The sequence below is a fragment of the Flavobacterium ranwuense genome (assembly GCF_004349315.1).
Taxonomy (GTDB): domain Bacteria; phylum Bacteroidota; class Bacteroidia; order Flavobacteriales; family Flavobacteriaceae; genus Flavobacterium; species Flavobacterium ranwuense.
Genome location: NZ_SMLH01000011.1, coordinates 1 through 20242 on the forward strand (window position 1 = coordinate 1; position 20242 = coordinate 20242).

15 protein-coding genes are annotated in these 20242 nt (G+C 32.8%); 8 read left to right on the plus strand and 7 right to left on the minus strand.

Annotated elements, in window-relative coordinates; all coding sequences use genetic code 11:
- Positions 1–908: 908 nt before the first annotated feature.
- Positions 909–2531, plus strand: coding sequence for an amidase (locus E0I61_RS14790; RefSeq protein ID WP_132072362.1), 1623 nt, complete (start codon positions 909–911; stop codon positions 2529–2531).
- A 45-nt stretch (positions 2532–2576) separates the two neighbouring features.
- Here the strand turns inward: E0I61_RS14790 and E0I61_RS14795 are convergent, their stop codons facing one another.
- From E0I61_RS14795 to E0I61_RS14805, 3 genes are all read right to left on the minus strand, one after another.
- Positions 2577–3221, minus strand: a complete 645-nt coding sequence (locus E0I61_RS14795; protein WP_132072364.1) for an endonuclease III domain-containing protein — start codon at positions 3219–3221, stop codon at positions 2577–2579.
- 4 nt (positions 3222–3225) lie between these two features.
- Positions 3226–3615: a peptide-methionine (R)-S-oxide reductase MsrB gene (msrB, locus tag E0I61_RS14800; protein WP_131997513.1), complete on the minus strand. Its 390-nt coding sequence runs from the start codon at positions 3613–3615 to the stop codon at positions 3226–3228.
- 99 nt (positions 3616–3714) lie between these two features.
- Positions 3715–4581, minus strand: a complete 867-nt coding sequence (locus tag E0I61_RS14805) for an alpha/beta hydrolase (RefSeq protein ID WP_132072366.1) — start codon at positions 4579–4581, stop codon at positions 3715–3717.
- 160 nt (positions 4582–4741) lie between these two features.
- Between E0I61_RS14805 and E0I61_RS14810 the strand changes: the two genes are divergently transcribed.
- From E0I61_RS14810 to E0I61_RS14835, 6 genes are all read left to right on the plus strand, one after another.
- Entirely contained in the window at positions 4742–6163 is a 1422-nt protein-coding gene (locus E0I61_RS14810; protein WP_132072368.1) for a glycogen synthase, read from the plus strand.
- Positions 6160–7440, plus strand: coding sequence for a glucose-1-phosphate adenylyltransferase (locus E0I61_RS14815; RefSeq protein ID WP_132072370.1), 1281 nt, complete (start codon positions 6160–6162; stop codon positions 7438–7440). Before E0I61_RS14810 ends, E0I61_RS14815 begins: the two co-directional genes overlap by 4 nt.
- Positions 7441–7510: 70 nt before the next feature.
- Positions 7511–9418: a 1,4-alpha-glucan branching protein GlgB gene (gene glgB / locus E0I61_RS14820; RefSeq protein WP_132072372.1), complete on the plus strand. Its 1908-nt coding sequence runs from the start codon at positions 7511–7513 to the stop codon at positions 9416–9418.
- Between the two features lie 194 nt (positions 9419–9612).
- Positions 9613–12012, plus strand: a complete 2400-nt coding sequence (locus tag E0I61_RS14825) for a glycoside hydrolase family 31 protein (protein ID WP_132072374.1) — start codon at positions 9613–9615, stop codon at positions 12010–12012.
- An 86-nt stretch (positions 12013–12098) separates the two neighbouring features.
- Positions 12099–12914, plus strand: a complete 816-nt coding sequence (locus E0I61_RS14830; protein ID WP_132072376.1) for a M48 family metallopeptidase — start codon at positions 12099–12101, stop codon at positions 12912–12914.
- Positions 12915–13100: 186 nt separating this feature from the next.
- Positions 13101–14426, plus strand: coding sequence for an MFS transporter (locus E0I61_RS14835; protein ID WP_132072378.1), 1326 nt, complete (start codon positions 13101–13103; stop codon positions 14424–14426).
- Between the two features lie 35 nt (positions 14427–14461).
- On the opposite strand, the gene E0I61_RS14840 is transcribed toward E0I61_RS14835, so the two are convergent.
- Genes E0I61_RS14840 through E0I61_RS14855 form a run of 4 tightly spaced genes read right to left on the minus strand, consistent with a single transcriptional unit; the run spans position 14462 to position 17348 of the window.
- Complete coding sequence (locus E0I61_RS14840) at positions 14462–15196, minus strand: head GIN domain-containing protein (protein ID WP_132072381.1); 735 nt, start codon at positions 15194–15196, stop codon at positions 14462–14464.
- 16 nt (positions 15197–15212) lie between these two features.
- The gene (locus tag E0I61_RS14845) at positions 15213–16277 is read right to left on the minus strand and encodes a hypothetical protein (RefSeq protein WP_132072383.1); all 1065 of its coding nucleotides are present in this window, start codon (positions 16275–16277) and stop codon (positions 15213–15215) included.
- Positions 16261–16797, minus strand: coding sequence for an anti-sigma factor (locus tag E0I61_RS14850; protein WP_131997485.1), 537 nt, complete (start codon positions 16795–16797; stop codon positions 16261–16263). The genes E0I61_RS14845 and E0I61_RS14850 overlap by 17 nt, the downstream gene beginning before the upstream one ends.
- Positions 16794–17348, minus strand: a complete 555-nt coding sequence (locus tag E0I61_RS14855; protein WP_132072385.1) for an RNA polymerase sigma factor — start codon at positions 17346–17348, stop codon at positions 16794–16796. The genes E0I61_RS14850 and E0I61_RS14855 overlap by 4 nt, the downstream gene beginning before the upstream one ends.
- A 308-nt stretch (positions 17349–17656) precedes the next feature.
- On the opposite strand from E0I61_RS14855, the gene lon reads away from it, so the two are divergent.
- A complete protein-coding gene (gene lon, locus E0I61_RS14860) occupies positions 17657–20110 on the plus strand; it encodes an endopeptidase La (RefSeq protein ID WP_132072386.1) in 2454 nt (817 codons plus the stop codon).
- Positions 20111–20242 lie beyond the last annotated feature (132 nt).

The window sequence follows — 20242 nt, forward strand, 5'->3', positions numbered from 1 at the left end:
GCTTTTTTATTCGTACTTGCATGGCATAATCATAAGGATCAAGTTGTGTAAATGATATTTTATGATACGATAATTCTCGTTTTTTCTTGGTATTTTCGTTGTCGATATAACAAGCACCAATTAATATTTCGCCATAAATATCTAATATTTTATATGTATTGGAGAAAATAGTAGTGAAATTTTCATTTTTTGGTAAATAAAATTTTTCGGGTAATAGATTATAATTCCCAAAAGTAAAATTCCCAACTGTAAACCAAGTTGTAATGATTAAATCGTAATGATTTTCTAATTGACTTAAATTTATGGCATCAAAAAAATAAACTGCAACTTTATGTTCAATATTTAATTCTTTAACTACGTTATTGGATAAATTAACACATGTTCCGGTATTATCAGCACCAATGTCTAAGATGGTTATGTATTAATAATAATGAAAGGCCCATAGTTTTTCGAGTATTAAGCTAAACAAGGTAAAGGCTTTAGACAAAGAGCTGGCATTGATATATTTTGAATTTAGTAAAAATGCGCCTCTCAAAACACCGTTTTAGGAGTAATGAAGTTGAATACGTTTTGTAAATAACGATTCATTTTAAATCAGATTGACCATAGGCAACCAAAAAGTTATTGAAAGTCATTTTGTCGTGATTAATTTTGAAAATTCCTTCTTTTGTAAGAAATGACTTTGGCAGGTATTCATACACTATAAGAATGTTTCGGAGTTCGATTATACCTTTGTTATACAGTTTGCAGTAGTTGCATGAGACTGTTTTTTGATTTTTAAGAAGTTACTAGACAAATCATTAAACTTTAACGTTTGTTCCAATTAATAGTTTATAGTATTTGATAAAAAAAAAGTAATTTAGAAAATTAATTTTTGTGAATATTTATCCAAATAAATAATTTAATATATGAAAAGAAGATCTTTTTTAACTACTGCAACTTTAGCGTCAGCAGGTCTTACCACACTTTTGATTACAGGTTGCACATCGAGTACCAAAAAGGATAAAAATGTAGTATCAATTGAAGATTCTAATGAAGTGTTTGAACTGGATGAAGAAACCATCAGTAGTTTAAGAGAGAAATTGGCTTCTGGAAAATATACTTCGGAACAATTAGTACAATTGTATTTGAAACGCATTGAAGCTATTGATAAATATGGACCTCAATTGAATTCGGTTATCGAAATCAATCCGGAAGCAGTATCCATAGCAGTTGCAATGGATAAAGAATTGAAAGCTGGTAAGAACAGAGGTCTTTTACATGGAATTCCTGTTTTAATAAAAGATAACATAGACACAGCGGATAAAATGCAAACAACAGCTGGATCTTTTGCAATGACAGGGAATATTGCTTCAAAAGATGCTTTTGTAGTTAAAAAACTTAGAGAGGCAGGAGCAATAATTATAGGGAAAACAAATTTGAGTGAATGGGCTAATTTCCGTTCAAACCAATCGTGTTCCGGATGGAGCAGCAGAGGCGGTCAAACTAAAAATCCATACATTTTAGACCACAATCCATGTGGTTCCAGTGCGGGTTCTGGAGTTGCTGTGTCAGCCAATCTTTGTGTAGTTGCTGTTGGAACAGAAACTGATGGTTCTATTGTTTGTCCGGCTTCGGTAAACGGAATTGTAGGGATTAAACCAACAGTAGGTTTGGTTAGCCGATCTGGGATTATTCCAATTTCAAAAACACAAGATACAGCTGGTCCAATGGCGAGAACCGTAACTGATGCAGCTATTTTATTAGGAACAATTTCAGCTGTTGATGAAGACGATTCTGTAACTCTTGAAAGTAAAGTTAATACACAAAAGGATTATACTACGTTTTTAGATGTAAATGCTTTGAAAGGTAAACGCATTGGTATTGAAAAAAAGCCACAGGGAAATAATAAATACATTAATGCACTTTTAGAAGATGCTATCATTCTTCTAAAAAAGCAAGGCGCTATCATTATCGAAATTGACTATTTTGATAAAATTAATGCTTTGGGTCAAGCCGAATTTGAAGTTTTGCAATATGAATTTAAAGACGGATTAAATAAATATTTGGCTACTGCCAATGCAAAAGTAAAAACTTTAAAAGAGGTAATTGATTTTAATAGCAGTAATGAAGATAAAGTAATGCCTTATTTTAAACAAGAAACACTCGAGAGTTCTAATGCTAAAAAAGGATTGAATGACAAAAAATATGCAGAAGCATTGACTGTAAGTTTTGAAGGAAGTAAAGGTGTTTTAGATACGGTTTTTAAAGAAAATAAGTTAGATGCTATTTGCGGAATTACCATGGGACCAGCTTGTAGTATTGATATGATTTACGGCGATCGCTGGGGAGGATACTCTTTGACTTCTCCTGCTGCGGCAAGTGGATATCCACATATTACGGTTCCTAATGGGGTGGTTTATGATTTACCCGTTGGATTATCTTTTTTCGGAACACCGTATACTGAAGGAGAATTAATAGGATTGGGTTATGCTTATGAACAAGCATCTAAAAAACGTTTAAAACCAGGCTTTAAACCTTCTTTTTTATAATAAATGCATTTCAAAAACATTTAAAAGGGTAAAAGTGATTCACTTTTACCCTTTTATTTTTTTATAATATTCACAAATGGAGTTAATAGGACATTCTGGACATTTGGGTTGTGGACGACAAATTTCTCTTCCCAAAAATGAAATCGCCATCCCGATTTCGCCCCAAATTTCTTTTGGCAGCACTTGCATGAGCTGTTTTTCGGATTTAATTCCGTCTTTGGTTTCTGTAATAATTCCAATTCTTGGAGCCACTCTAATAACATGTAAATCAGCGATTATTCCTTCTGCTGGAATTTTTGCTTCGCGAAGAATTACGTTAGCTGATTTTCTTCCAATGCCTTTTAAAGCAAACAAACCTTCCATCGTAAGCGGAATATTTTCATCTTTTTGGATGGTTTGCGCTATTTCCAAAAGCCAGTTGGCTTTGGTTCCAAAATTCCTGACTTTAGAGATGTACGGAATTAATGCTTCAATATTAGAGATAGCTAAACTTTCCATGTTAGGATACGCTTCAAATAGGATAGGAGCAATTTTATTAATATTGGTATCGGAATCCTGTGCTGATAAAACGACCATCACCATAAGTTGGTATAAATTATGATACTCCAGCGGATGTTTTTTTCCTTTATATTTCGTTAGAATGGGTTCTAAATTTTTAGCCCAATCAGTAGAATTTTCAAATAAATCCATAGGATTATTCTTTAAAATCAACAGATAAAGAGTTCACACAATAGCGTTGTCCGGTTTTTGTAGGTCCATCATCAAATACATGGCCTAAGTGGCTGCCACAATTTGCACACAAGATTTCAGTACGTTTCATGCCGTGTGTAACATCCGAAATGTATTGTACTTTTCCGGGAATGGATTCATCAAATGACGGCCAACCGCAATGCGCATCAAACTTAGAGTTACTTTCAAACAAAGGCTCTCCGCAGGCACCACAGCAATACGTTCCTTTTTCGAAATTCAAGTTGTATTTTCCCGTGTGAGGATATTCGGTTCCTTTTAGACGAAGAATACGATAGCGTTCTTCGCCTAATTGTTCTTTCCATTCTTGTTCGGTTTTTTCTACAGGATATTTCATAATTTTATTGTTTTTTATTAAAAAATTAGGATTCTTTATTTATCTCGTGGAGACTTTGAAAATTAAAATTTTTATTTACTGTATACTATTGTAATTCAGTTATTTGATTTGAATAAACTGAACTATTTTTTCAATTACTTTATGGTTTCCTAGAATTTTTCGATGTCCTAATCCATCTGTTAAAAGTAACTCTCCGTTTTTTAGATATTCATGAATGTGAATTCCTGCCTTTACAGGTACTTCAGGGTCATTATTGTCATGTATTACTAAAACTGGAATAGTAGTTTCTTTAGCTGCTAAAAAAGCAGAATAACTATTCATTTTTTCTCCGTATTTTTTCTCGAAATGCAAACGCAAAAGAGTGCTTATTTTTGGTTTTAATTCTAATTTAGCTACAAAATCATCCATAATATCTTCTACAATATCTCCACTGCCGATAATTACGGCATGATTTACTTTTAAGCCTTTTTTTATAGCATTCAAAACTGACATTCCTCCTAATGAATGGCCAATTGTTGCTTCAAATTGACCAAATTGCTTATCTATTTCTAAAATTGTAGCGATAAAGTCGACCATAATGGTAGTTTTTCCGGGTGATTTTCCATGAGCTGGCGCATCAAAACTAATAGTGGAATATCCTGCTTTTACGAGTTCATCGGCTATTTTGAATAATTGTGTCCCGCGCCCTGACCAACCGTGAACCAATAAAATTTTCTTCTCACTTTTACCATATTGATATAAAACGACCTCCTTATTAATTGCAGGAATTTTGATTAATTTTTGAATGCTATTTCGATCCATCTCTAATTCTCTTTTTGGAATTTTATGTTTTATGGGTGTTGTAAAGAGTTTAGCAGCAAATGATGTAATTAGTTTTGGAGAAATAAAAGAGATTAATTTACTGGTTAATAAAATAATCTTAGGAATTTTTAATAATTGTGTATCAATGGAAGTTTTCTTTGTCATTTCAATAAATTTTCAAGTGCGTTATTATATTATAATTTTTTTAGTAAATTTAGAAAAACATAAAAGTAATATTTTTTATAAAGTTTTTATTGGTATTAACATAAAAGACGGAAATATTAAATAATTGAATAGTATTAACTAAAACATCAAAATTTCATAAATGGAAATATTTCATATTAGTGCAGAATGTTACCCAGTAGCTAAAGTAGGAGGTTTAGCTGATGTTGTGGGCGCATTGCCAAAATATCAAAATAATGCTGGACATCAAGTACGGGTAGTGATGCCTTGTTATGACACAAAATTCAAAAAAGAAAATGATTTTGAATGCGTACATTGGGGTAATGTGAAGTTTGGGAATTTTAATTTTCCTTTTAGTGTTCTCAAAGAAAAAACGGATAAGTTAGGTTTTGAATTGTATTTGGTAGAAATTCAGGAATTATTTGACAGGAAAGATGTTTATGGATATCAAGACGATATTGAACGTTTTTTGTCTTTTCAAATTGCCACTTTAGATTGGATTATAGGTAGAAATAAAGTTCCGGACGTAATTAACTGTCATGATCATCATACTGGTTTGATTCCATTTATGATGTTGTATTGTCATAAATACGAAAAATTGCGAAATACCCCATCTATGATTACCATTCATAATGGTTTGTATCAAGGACAGTTTGGTTTTGATAAATTACATTATATACCGGAGTTCGATTTGGCTCATGTGAATGTTTTAGAATGGGATAAGTGTATTAATTCACTCGCAGTAGGGATTAAGTGCGCTTGGGCTGTAACTACAGTTTCACCCAATTATCTAAACGAAATCAATTATTCGGCTAATGGATTAGAATCCTTGTTTAATCTGGTACGTTATAAATCTAGAGGGATTTTAAACGGAATTGATATCGAAGTATGGGATCCGGCTAAAGACGCGATGCTGGAAAAGAATTATTCAATTAAAAATTTTGAAAAAGGGAAACAAGAAAATAAAGAAAAGTTATGTAATCTCTTTAATCTGGACCCAACAAAACCACTTTTTAGTTTTATCGGTAGATTATTAGAAGAAAAAGGAGGCGATTTATTGCCACATGCAGCAGCGTTAGCCTTATCGGAAAATTATCAACAAATTAATATTTTAATTTTAGGTTCTGGAAATCCAATTATTGAAAATCAATTAAACAGTTTATTGTCGGATTATAAGGGCAACTACAATACCTTTATTGGATATAATGAAGAATTAGCTCATTTGATTTATGCAGGTTCTGATTTTTTATTAATGCCTTCAAGAGTGGAACCTTGTGGTTTGAACCAAATGTATTCGTTACGATATGGAACAATACCTATTGTGAGACGAACGGGTGGATTGAGAGATACAGTCATTGATTTTGGAGATGATGGAAATGGAATTTGTCATGATCAAGCTACTGTTGGAGATGTTTGTTATTCGATTCAAAGGGCAGCAAATCTATATAACGATAAAAATAATTTAAATAAAATTATAAAAAAAGGGATGAGTACTGATCATTCTTGGGAAAGAGTTTGTCTGGAATACATAGAAATGTACAATTTAATAAGTAACAAAAAATGAAAGTTAAAAAGAAAAATGTTATTGCAATTATTTTAGGGGGAGGGCAAGGATCCAGATTATATCCATTGACAGAAACAAGATCTAAGCCTGCAGTACCAATAGGAGGTAAGTATAGATTGGTCGATATTCCTATATCAAATTGTATGAATTCAGATATTTATAGAATGTTTGTATTAACACAATTCAATTCAGCTTCTTTAAATGCACACATTAAAAATACATATAACTTTAGTATTTTTAGTCATGCCTTTGTTGATATTCTTGCTGCAGAACAAACGCCTGATAATCCAACTTGGTTTCAAGGTACTGCGGATGCTGTAAGACAATGTATGCCTCATTTTTTAAATCATGATTTTGATTATGCTTTGATTCTTTCCGGAGATCAATTGTACCAGATGGATTTCAACGAAATGCTTGAGGCGCATATAGACAATGAAGCTGATATTTCTATCGCCACTTTACCTGTAAATGCTAAAGACGCTCCTGAATTTGGAATATTAAAAACAAATTCTGAAAATTTTATAGAATCTTTTATTGAAAAACCTGCAAAAGAATTATTGCCAAATTGGGAATCGGATGTAAGTGAACAAATGAAAAGCGAAGGAAAACATTACTTGGCTTCGATGGGAATCTACATATTCAACAAAAAATTGTTGGTAGAGATTATGTCAAATAAAGAAACCAAGGACTTTGGTAAAGAAATTATCCCACAAGCTGTTGGACATAAAAAGATATTAAGCTACCAATATGAAGGATATTGGACTGATATTGGTAATATAGATTCCTTTTTTGAAGCTAATATTGGACTGACTGAAGATATACCTAAGTTTAACTTATTCGATAACGACAATAAAATTTTTACCAGACCAAGATTATTGCCCCCATCGAAATTTCAAAGAACAATGGTCGACAAATCGTTGATTTCTGAAGGTTGTATCTTGAATGCTAAAGAGATAAATCATTCCGTGATTGGTATTCGATCCAGAATAGGTGAAGGAACTGTAATTCAAAATTGTTATGTAATGGGTAATGATTTCTATCAGAATATTTGTGATATGAATGACGATCTTAAAAACAATAAACAATTAATAGGCATTGGGGAAAGATGTTTTATAAATAATGCTCTTGTGGATAAAAATTGCAGAATTGGTAATGATGTTTACATCAATGGAGGAAGCCATTTAGAAGATTTTTCTAATGAACTATATGCCATTAAAGACGGAATTGTTGTTATCAAAAAAGGAGCAGTTATACCGGATAATTACATCATAAAGTAAATTTATAAACTGTTTTTTCTTAAAATAATATTCTATTCTTTTTCTAAAAATAGAATTATACAATTGTTATATGAGCAAAGTTATCTCGCATTCCCTTTTTACCGATTTTGATATCGATTTATTCAAATCAGGGAAACATTTCCGGCTATACGAAAAACTAGGCGCACATCTTATAACGGTTGACGGAGTAGATGGTGTTTATTTTGCTGTTTGGGCTCCTACAGCTCATTCGGTTTCTGTGGTTGGGGATTTCAATTTTTGGACACAAGGCGAACATCAATTAGCAGTTCGTTGGGATTCTTCCGGTATTTGGGAAGGATTTATTCCAAACGTTAAAAAAGGAACAACCTATAAATATAAAATACAATCCAATAATGGTGGAATCATCACTGAAAAAGCAGATCCTTTTGCTTTTTACTGTGAAAAACCACCACATACCGCTTCTGTAGTTTGGGATTTAGATTATAAATGGAAAGACAAAAACTGGATGGAAACGCGTCAAAATCATAATGGTTTAGACAAGCCTTATTCCGTATATGAAGTACATTTAGGTTCATGGAAACGTCATGCGGAAGAAAACCGTTTTTTGACTTATCTCGAATTTGCTGAAGATTTAGTAAATTATGTAAAAGAGACAGGATTCACCCACGTTGAGTTTATGCCAATAATGGAATACCCTTACAATCCTTCTTGGGGGTATCAATTAGTGGGATATTTTGCACCAACCTCCCGTTTTGGGAATCCGCAAGAATTCATGCATTTGGTTGACAAATTGCACGAAGCCGGAATTGGAGTAATTCTGGACTGGGTGCCATCTCATTTTCCAGATGACGCACATGGTTTAGGATTTTTTGACGGATCAAATCTTTTTGAACATCCTGATCGCAGAAAAGGCTATCATCCGGATTGGAAAAGTTTAGTTTTTAATTATGGGCGAAATGAAGTTCGTTCCTTTTTGATTAGTAATGCGTTATTTTGGTTACACCATTATCATGCCGATGCTTTGCGTGTTGATGCCGTTGCTTCGATGTTGTATTTGGATTATTCCAGAAACGATGGAGAATGGGAGCCTAATATTTATGGCGGGCGAGAAAACCTGGACACGATTAGTTTCTTGAAGGAATTCAATGAAGCCGTTTATCTAAATTATGAAGGAGTACAAACGATTGCAGAGGAAAGCACTTCGTTTCCTATGGTTTCAAGACCAACCTCTGTTGGTGGTTTAGGCTTTGGAATGAAATGGATGATGGGTTGGATGCACGATACTTTAGAATATTTTCAAAAAGATACTGTGTATAGAAAGTACCATCAAAATGATTTGACTTTTTCAATGACCTACACTTTTTCGGAAAATTTCATGTTGCCGCTTTCGCATGATGAAGTTGTTTATGGAAAAAAATCGATAGCGGGAAGAATGCCAGGAGATGAATGGCAGAAATTTGCGAATTTAAGATTACTATACGGCTATATGTTTATGCATCCCGGAACTAAATTGTTGTTTATGGGAAGTGAATTTGGACAAAGTAGAGAGTGGAATTTTGAAGGAAGTTTAGATTGGCATTTATTGCAATATCCGTATCATGAAGGTGTAAAAAAATTGATTACTGATTTGAATAAGTTGTATAAAACGCAACCTGCGTTGCATGAAAAACAATTCAGCCCGGAAGGTTTTGAATGGATTAATTACTCCGATCATCAAAATGCTGTAATGTCTTTCATTCGAAAAGGAAATAACCCAAAAAACGATGTAATTGTAGTTTGCAATTTCACTCAAGTTGTTCGTCCTAATTATCGAATTGGTTTACCAAAAAAAGGTAAATTGACAGAAATTTTTAATAGTGATGCTTCAAATTATGGAGGAAGCGGAGTTTCTAACGCTAAAAAAACAGTAATTGAAGCCATGCCTTATGATGGAAGAGATTATTCTGCTGAGTTGCTTTTGCCTCCTTTAAGTGTTACCGTTTTTAAAATTTCATAAATATAAAATGACACATTTTTAAAATAAACATAGCTAATGGTTTTCATATAATGGAAACCATTATTTTATATTGTTGATTGTTACATTGAAATAAACTATAACGTTTTCGCGAATAAAACCCACATATGTAAGTGTTTGCAAAGTAATTTTGTAAGTTTGAGTTCTAGAAAAGATTAAAATTAATACCATATAAAATGATTACAAATACAGAATTAGAATATAAAGGAGATTTATATCCTACAAAAATAGTTTCTTTTGAGCATGAAGTGGATTCAATATATTTTCATACCGGTAATAGTGTCATATTAAAAGTGACAGTATTAAGAGATAGCTTAATCCGGTTTAGATTTACAACAAAAGGGTATTTCAGCAATGATTTTTCTTATGCAATTGATAAAAGTCATTCTCATGGATATAACTTTCTTGAGGTTTCTGAAGTAGAAGATTATTATCAGATAAAAACCAGTAAAGTAAAATGTAGAATTCAAAAAATAGATATGAGATTGTCTATTTTTGATTTGGAGGATAATATTATTTTAGAGGATGAGTTGGGTTTTCATTGGGAAGAAAGCTATGAATATGGTGGAAATATCGTAAAAATGAGTAAGGCTTCCAAAGATGGAGAATGCTTTTATGGACTTGGTGATAAGGCAACTCAAATGAATTTGAAAGGAAAGAGACTGGAAAATTTTGCGACTGATCAATATGCTTTTCAAAAAGACCAAGAACCATTATACAAAGTAGTTCCGTTTTATATTGGATTACAAAACAAACAATCGTACGGTATTTTCTTTGATAATACGTTTAGAACCTATTTTGATTTTTGTCATGAAAGAAGAAATGTAACCAGTTATTGGGCCGAAGGTGGAGAAATGAATTACTATTTCATTTACGGACCACAAATGCAAGATGTTGTCACTACTTATACTGATTTGACCGGAAAGCCTGAATTGCCACCGCTTTGGGCACTTGGATACCACCAATGTAAATGGAGTTATTATCCCGAAAGCAATTTGAAAGAAGTTGCAGCTAAATTCAGGGAATTAAAAATCCCTTGCGATGCGTTGTATTTGGATATTGATTATATGGAGGGTTTTCGCTGTTTCACTTGGAACAAAGAATATTTTCCAGATCCAAAAAGAATGGTAGCTGAATTAGCTGAGGATGGTTTCAAAACAGTTGTAATCATTGATCCAGGAATAAAAATTGACAAAGAATACGCTGTATATAAAGAAGCCTTAGAAAAAGATTATTTCTGCAAAAGAGCTGATGGTCCATATATGAAAGGAAAAGTATGGCCGGGAGAATGTAATTTTCCAGATTATACAAATCCTGCAGTAAGAGAATGGTGGGCTGGATTATTTAAAGAATTAATTTCAGATATTGGAGTAAAAGGAGTGTGGAATGATATGAACGAACCTGCGGTTATGGAAGTTCCCAATAAAACATTTCCTATGGATGTGCGTCACGATTACGATGGAAATCCTTGCAGCCATAGAAAAGCACACAATATTTATGGTACACAAATGGCGAGAGCCACGTATCATGGTGTAAAACGATTTGCTTATCCAAAAAGGCCTTTTGTTATAACAAGATCAGCATACGCAGGAGCGCAACGCTATACTTCTTCTTGGACAGGAGATAATGTTGCCACTTGGGAACATTTGTGGATTGCCAATATTCAAGTGCAACGTATGTCCATTTCCGGAATGGGTTTCACAGGTTCTGACATCGGAGGATTTGCAGAACAGCCATCAGGAGAATTGTATGCCCGTTGGATTCAATTAGGGGTTTTTCATCCTTTTTGCAGAACCCACTCATCTGGTGATCATGGCAACCAGGAACCATGGGCATTTGACGAGGAAGTAATAGACGTCACCAGAAAATTCGTAAATTTGAGATATCAATTATTACCTTATTTATATACTATGTTTTGGCAGTATATTGAAGAGGGAATTCCAATGTTGAAACCATTAGTTTATTATGATCAGGAAGATATTCAAACCCATTACAGAAATGACGAATTTGTTTTTGGAAACCAAATTTTAGTATGTCCAATTTTAGAACCAAATTCTTTAGGAAGAAGAATGTATATTCCTAGAGGGCAGTGGTATAATTATTGGACCAATGAAGAAGTTAAAGGTGGAAAAGAAATTTGGGTAGATACTAAATTCGATGAAATTCCAATTTTTGTAAAAGCGGGTGCTGTAATTCCTAAATATCCGGTGCAACAATATGTAGGAGAGTTAGAATTTGATGAATTAACATTAGACATTTACTACAAAGAAGGAAAAGAAAAATCAGTAGTTTATGAAGATGCTCAAGATGGGTATGATTATAAAAAAGGGAGATATAGCTTTTTGTCATTTCAAACAACCGGTAAAGAGAAAGAACTGATTATTCAGCTGCATAAAGAAGGAAAATACAATACTAATTATTCTAAATATAAAATAAATCTTATTGGATTACCATTTAAAGTTAAAATGATCGAAATTGATAATGTGGAAGTATCGTTTGATAAAAATACTTTAGAAAATGAAGGTTACTTGATTGTTGATAAGGAGTTTACGGCATTTCATATAACTGGTGAATAACAAAAAAATGATACATTTAAATTTAATTATATAAATAAAGAATTCATAATAGTTGTATTTTTGTATAGAAATTTAAATCTAAAATTATGAAAAAGAACTTATTACTAGGAATTTTCGCAATAGGATTAATCTATTCTTGCGCTACCAATCCCCTTACAGGGAAAAAAAACCTGAATTTGGTTTCTAACAGTGAGTTGTTTCCCTCTTCTTTTCAACAATATGGGACTTTTTTAAAAGAAAATAAAGTTATTGTAGGAACCGCGGATGCAAGAAGAGTTGAAACAGTTGGAATGAGGATTAGGGCTGCTGCAGAAAAATATTTAACCTATTTAGGGCAATCACAATATTTGAATGAGTATCGTTGGGAATATAAATTAATAGATAGCAAAGAAGTGAATGCCTGGTGTATGCCTGGTGGAAAAATTGTTGTTTACTCAGGGATATTGCCAATAACGAAGGATGATTCAGGTCTAGCAACCGTAATGGGACATGAAGTTTCTCATGCATTAGCAAATCATGGGGCACAAAGAATGAGTGCTGCTCAATTACAACAATTAGGAGCTGTAGGTGTTGCGGTTGCAACTGGTAGCCAAAGTGCCGAAAAGCAACAAATGTGGCAACAATATTATGGATTAGGATCTCAAGTAGGAGTAATGCTTCCATTTAGTAGAAATCATGAAACGGAAGCCGATAAAATTGGTCTTACTTTAATGGCCATTGCAGGGTATAACCCGGATGAATCTATTGTTTTTTGGCAAAGAATGGCTTCACAATCTGCGGGACAATCTCCACCGGAATTTTTAAGCACACACCCATCTGATGCTACAAGAATTGCAAATCTAAAAGCATTAATCCCAGAAGCAAAAGCTTTAGCTGCTAAAGTTGGAATTATTTACAGATAGCAACCTGTTATTATAAAAACAGTTAAACAGGCTGTCCTTGAAAGGGATAGCCTGTTTTTTTTAATTTAAGTCATAAAGCATTACGGCTGTTATCATTCTTTAATGATTTGTTAATGCATAAATTACTTGCTTTTTAGATCATTCTTAACAAAAAATAAATAAATTCGCATCGCAAACAACAACAATATGGCAGATTTACCAAAAGGGAGTAAAAAATTATTAAACGCTTGGGCTTTTTATGATTGGGCAAATTCAGTTTATCCATTAGTGATTTCTACAGCTATATTTCCAATATTTTACCAAGCTTTATTTTCCGACGGAGAGCATTACATTTCTGTGTTTGGCATCAGTTTCAAAAATTCAGCTTTGATTAGTTTTGTTACTGCTGCGGCATTTTTACTGGTAGCTGTAATTTCGCCATTCTTATCGGGCGTTGCAGATTATGTTGGTAATAAAAAGTCGTTCATGAAGTTTTTTTGCTATTTAGGAGCTTTATCATGTATAGGTTTATATTGGTTTAGTTTAGGAAATATTTACATCAGTTTGCTCTTTTATTTTTTAGGTTTAATAGGTTTTTGGGGAAGTTTAGTGTTTTATAATTCCTATTTGCCAGATATTGCATTTGTAGAGCAGCAAGATGATGCGAGTGCCAAAGGATATTCTTTTGGTTATGTGGGAAGCATTATTCTGTTGATTATTAATCTGTCTATGGTAATGATGCCAGACCTTTTTGGGATATCGGGAACCAAAGGAGAAGCCGCTATGAAAGCCATGCGTTATTCTTTTGTCATGGTTGGAATCTGGTGGATTCTTTTCAGTCAATACACCTATTATTTTTTACCAAAGGGGAATAAAAATGCAGACCGTAAAGTGACACATCACGTAGTTTTTAATGGTTTTAGAGAATTAAAAAAAGTATGGGGGCTACTTGGTGAAAATATTATTTTGAAGAAATACCTGCTTAGTTTCTTTGTTTACAGTATGGCTGTACAAACAGTAATGCTTATTGCTACTTATTTTGGGACACAAGAAATTGCTTGGGAATCTAAAAGTGAAAGTACAACAGGGTTAATTATTTGCATATTAGTAATCCAGGTGGTAGCAATTCTAGGTGCTGTTCTAACCTCCAAAGCTTCTGAGAAATTTGGAAATATCCCTACACTAATTGTAATTAACTGTTTTTGGGTTATTTTATGTATTGTGACTTATTTTATTGTTACGCCTATGCAGTTTTATATAATTGCAGGTTTAGTAGGACTTGTTATGGGAGGAATCCAAGCATTGTCTCGTTCTACGTATTCGAAATTATTACCGGAAACAGAGGATACTGCTTCGTTTTTTAGTTTTTATGATGTTGCCGAAAAAGTGGGAATTGTTATTGGGATGTGCGTCTACGGAATCATAGATCAAATTACAGGAAGTCCTAGACTTGCAATTGTTTTCTTTGGGTTGCTTTTTATAGCTGGTGCTATTTTATTAAAAAGAGTTCCAAAAAAAGGCGTTTTAAATTAATAAAACACCTTTCATATAATTTATTTTTTTGAAAATTAGGCTCTCGATATAGCTCCTGAGCCATTCACTTTCGTATCTTTTTTCTTTGGATCTCCAGTGTATTCAATATCACCTGAACCAGAAACTCTGGCATGAAGGCTTTCACTGCAGAAAACTTTACTGTCACCCGAACCAGAAACGGTAATCTTTGCGTTTTTAGCTTTCAAATCACCCGCATCAATATCACCGGAACCATTTAAATTACTATTGAAATTTTCAGATTTTCCAGCTAGAACAATATCTCCTGAACCACTTAAGTTTACATCAAAGTCATTAGCTTCAACATTTAAATTCATATCGCCTGAGCCCGTTAGTTTAGCTGAAAATGATTTCGATTTTATACTGTTTTTAGTTATCACATCACCTGAGCCTATCAAAGAAACTTGACTGATACTTTCGAAAGGGACAATTATGATAATTTTTTTTCCTTGGCTGGTACTGATAGATTTGTTCTTTTCGGTAGAAATTTTCAATACTTGATCGATAACTTCGACTTTGATGTAAGGCAATAAATTTTCTTCGCCTTTTATAGTAATATTTCCTTCTTTCCCCGAAACTAATTCGACATCAAAAAATCCTGTTATTGCAATTCCATCATAAGAACCTGTACTTCTTTTTTCGGAAGTTACTTTACCATTTCCTTTTAATTTTTGATTGGATGACCATTGAGCATAAGTCATTGTAGTTAGTAATAAGGTGCAACTAACAAATAATTTGATTGAATTTTTCATAAATAAAGCTTTAAGATTATTGTTTTTTTACTAATACTACATTTCCGTAATCTGAAATTATAGATACGTTATTGACTCCTTTTTTCTTGTAAAAACCACTGTATTTTTTCAAGTTGTGTAAGTCTTCTTTAGAATTTATTTCTAATTCATTGTCATATTTAAAATTAGCATATTTTACACTTACATTAAAATCAAAAGCATAATTAGCATCAAATCCAATGTTTAATCCGGTGTAAGCACCTGCAATAGTAATAGTATTGGCTTTAGCATTAATAGTCCCAATGTTTACATTGCTGTATTTTGTGGACAGTTTCAAATTATTAGATAATTCACCAACTTTGAGGGTTAAATAATTCCCGGTTGCATCTAATGATTTTACATTTTGAATTTTAATATTTCCGTATTTACTGATGTATTTAACGACATCACTTTCTTGAATATCTACATCAGTATAATCAGAAGCTAAATTGAGTTTTGTTGCTTCTCCAATTTTCAAATTCGAATACTTTGCCGTAATAGTTGCATTTTTTAAAAATGAAATACTCGAGTTAGAGCAGTATTCTACTAGAATATTACTCATGTTACCGGATAATCTTCCTAATGCTATTTTACCGTATTTGCATTTAATTTCAGCGTCAGAGAATAAGTCCGATGTAGTGATATTTCCGTATTTATTATGAAGTTTTACACTGCCATTTTTTGGAATTTTGAGCGTATAATTAATTTGAAAACTATTGTTTTTGCCATTACTCTTATAACTGGAGTTTCCCAAAATGGTTTTTGCAGTAATCATCCCTTTCAGTGCAATTATATCAACATCAATATCGTCAATGCGTTGGTTCACCCAGTTTTCATTATCGCCGCTCACTTTTATAACAATATCCAATTCAGTTTTATCTTCGTCCCAAGTGGTTACCGAAATATTGCCGTATGAATTATCGATATAAAGTCCCGCATCCGAATTTACGAAATAGGCTTTTTTAATGGTTTTTTGTTTAGTATGGATATAATCAGGATCATTGGGAAATCCTAAAATTGGAATTAAAACGAATAATAGGAGTAGTTTAAATTGTTTTTTCATCAGAGATATTTTTTAATTTTTCATTATTTTCAATGTGTAGCAGTACATTTTGCAAAAAAGAAATCCGTGTTTGAAGATTGCTGATCATCGCATAAATAATTTGCTTACTTTCTCCATTTGTTTCTAATTCCTTAATTATTTTTTCATAATCACTATCTAATGTTCTCATTTGTTTGAGTGCATCGGAAATTATTTTTTCATTTTCAGGTGATTTTTTTTCTTTTATTTTTTCTAATTCATTTTCAATTAAAATTGTAAAAATGGAATCTGTTTGTTTGGTCTCTCTTGATGCAAATCGCAGTTCTTCTGTTTTTTTAGGAGTATTATTGAATATTGAAAGTCCTAACATAACTAAGATAGAAGCAGCGATACCAATAGAAACGAAACGTTTCCAATTCGGTTTCTTAGATTTTAATTTTTTTATAAATCGTTCCTCATGATTGCTTTCAAGAGTCTCGATGTCCCATTGATTTTCAAATTTGTCAAATAATTTGTCCAGTTTTTTATTTTCCTTTTTCATATTTCCTCTAGTTTTTTTCTTAAACAGTCTTTGGCTCTACTCAGTGTAGTTCTGCAATTGGCATAACTGATATTTAGAATTTCGCTGATTTCCTCTTGGTCATAGCCTTCAATAAAAAAAAGAGTCAAAACCATTCTGTAATTATATTTCAGGGAGTTGATGACCTCTAAAATTTGTTTTACTTTTAATTCGTTGAAATTTGAGCTTTCAGTTAAAACCGATTCATTTTCTTCAATTTTATAAAGCGTTGTATCAAAATCTTCCGGTTTGAATTGATAGTTCTTTTTGTAAAAATCAATACTACAGTTCACGATAATTCTTTTTAACCAAGCGCCAAAAGCCACTTCTTGTTTATAGTCGTTTATCTTAGTGAATGCCTTTAAAAAACCTTCCTGCATTACATCTTCAGCAAAATGGGCATCTTTGACAATCCGAAAGGACACGTTATACATCGCTTTTGCATAGCGATTGTAAACCTCATACTGTGCTTTTTGATTTTTTTGCCTGCAAAGCAAGATTAATTCTTCGATATTATAGTTGGTTAAACTCAAACAGCTGATTTTAGTTTATTATAAGGACTCGGTCTTTTTACGTTTGTTACACTTTTATAAAATTAAACTATATTTTTTCTTTGGATGTGTTCTGAATTGTTTTATTTGGCTATTGTTTGTTGTGTCTAAAATATCTCTTTCTAAAGAAAAATGGGATAAAAATATTATATTTTGGCACAGAGATTGACTCTTTTAACGTTATTCGAATAATGAGGACTAAAGATAGATTTTATATAAAAAGACTACTTTGAAACCTTATATTTGCTTAAATAATGAAATTTTTAATGACAAAAAGACTTAAATAATATATGTCAAATCATAAAATACTTACTATTGACAATCTGTCACTTCAAGAATTTGATTCGGAAGCAGATTTAATTCCACTTTTGACTCCCGAGGACGAGGAGGAAATGAATAATGAGGCATTACCTGAATTGTTGGCTATTTTACCTTTGCGAAATATGGTTTTATTTCCAGGAGTTGTAATACCAATTACTGCAGGTCGTGATAAATCAATTAAATTGATCAATGACGCTAATGCAGCTGGTAAAACTATTGGAGTTGTTGCCCAAATCAATGAAGAAGATGAAGATCCTACCAAAGATGATATTCATAAAATTGGAACTGTAGCCCGCATTTTGCGTGTGCTAAAAATGCCTGATGGCAATATCACTGTAATTCTTCAAGGTAAAAAACGTTTCGAAATTGACTCTGTTGTTGATGAGTCTCCATATATAACAGCAAAAATTAAAGAAGTTCCTGAAAAAAGACCTAAAAAAAACGATACTGAATTTGTAGCAATTTTGGATTCAATCAAAGAATTAGCGATTCAGATTATTAAAGAAAGTCCAAATATTCCAAGCGAAGCAACCTTTGCCATCAAAAATATTGAGAGCCAATCTTTCTTGATCAATTTTGTTACTTCTAATATGAATTTGTCTGTTAAAGAAAAACAAGATTTGTTGGCCATTAATGAATTGAAAGATAGAGCTTTAGAGACATTGCGTTACATGAATATTGAGTTGCAAAAACTCGAATTGAAAAACGATATCCAATCTAAAGTTCGTTTTGATTTAGACCAACAACAACGCGAATATTTTCTTCACCAACAAATGAAAACCATTCAGGAGGAATTGGGTGGCGTTTCTCAGGAAGAGGAAATGGAGGAAATGTTGCAGAAGTCTTTGACCAAGAAATGGGATGAAAAAACAAAAAAACATTTCGATAAAGAATTGTCTAAAATGCGACGCATGAACCCACAAGCGCCTGATTTTGGAATTCAAAGAAACTATTTAGAGTTGTTTTTGGAATTGCCTTGGGAAGAATATTCTAAAGATAATTTCGATTTAAAAAGAGCACAAAAAATATTGGATAGAGATCATTTTGGTCTTGAAGATGTTAAGAAAAGAATGATTGAGCATTTGGCAGTTTTAAAATTGCGAAATGACATGAAGTCTCCAATTATTTGTTTGACAGGACCTCCAGGAGTTGGAAAAACGTCCATTGGTAGATCGATAGCAGAAGCATTGGGTAGAAAATATGTTAGGATTTCTCTTGGTGGTTTACGCGATGAAGCGGAGATTCGCGGCCATAGAAAAACCTACATTGGCGCCATGCCGGGAAGAATTATCCAAAGTTTGAAAAAAGCCGGAACTTCAAATCCTGTTTTTGTTTTAGATGAAATTGATAAGTTGTCAAATAGCAATCAAGGCGATCCATCATCAGCATTACTGGAAGTTTTAGATCCGGAACAAAATAATTCTTTTTATGATAATTTCCTTGAAATGGGATATGATTTGTCTAAAGTCATGTTTATAGCCACATCTAATAATATGGCTGCAATTCAACCTGCGTTGAAAGACAGAATGGAAATCATCAAAATGTCAGGCTATACGATTGAAGAAAAGGTAGAAATTGCCCGTCAGCATTTGTTTCCAAGACAATTGAAAGAACACGGTTTGACGACTAAAGATTTGACCATTGGAAAAAAACAATTAGAGAAAATTGTCGAGGGATACACTCGCGAATCGGGAGTTCGTGGTTTAGAAGCTAAAATTGCTCAAGTAATTCGTAACGCAGCTAAATCAGTTGCAATGGAAGAAGAGTATAACAAAAAAGTAACTGACGGCGATATCATAAAAACGCTGGGTGTTCCAAGATTAGAAAGAGATAAATACGAGAACAATGATGTTGCCGGTGTGGTAACTGGTTTGGCTTGGACTTCTGTTGGTGGTGACATTCTGTTTATAGAATCGTTACTTTCACCAGGAAAAGGGACCATGACCATTACCGGAAACTTAGGTACGGTAATGAAAGAATCTGCAACCATTGCTTTAGAGTACATCAAGGCCAATGCGAAACTTTTAGGATTGGATTCAGAGATACTTTCTAAATATAATATTCACTTGCACGTTCCGGAAGGAGCTACTCCAAAAGACGGTCCAAGTGCAGGAATTGCTATGTTGACGTCATTAGTTTCCTTGTTTACACAAAAACGAGTGAAGAAAAACTTGGCTATGACAGGAGAAATCACCTTGCGTGGAAAAGTTTTACCAGTAGGTGGAATCAAAGAAAAGATTTTGGCTGCCAAAAGAGCCAATATCAAAGAAATTATTCTGTGTCACGAAAACAAAAGCGATATTGATGAAATAAAACCAGAATATCTGGAAGGACTTTCTTTTCATTATGTGAAGGAAATGAGCGAAGTGTTGAAATATGCTTTAACCGATCAGAAAGTTAAAAATGCCAAGGATTTAAAATAAAAATTAATTTCATACCCATAGCTTCGGGATAAAATTCCAAATTCTAAAACCTGATTTTCAGTGCTTGGAATTTGGAATTTTTATTTGCAATTAGGAGTTTTAAAGTTGTCATTTATTGTATTTATAATTTTA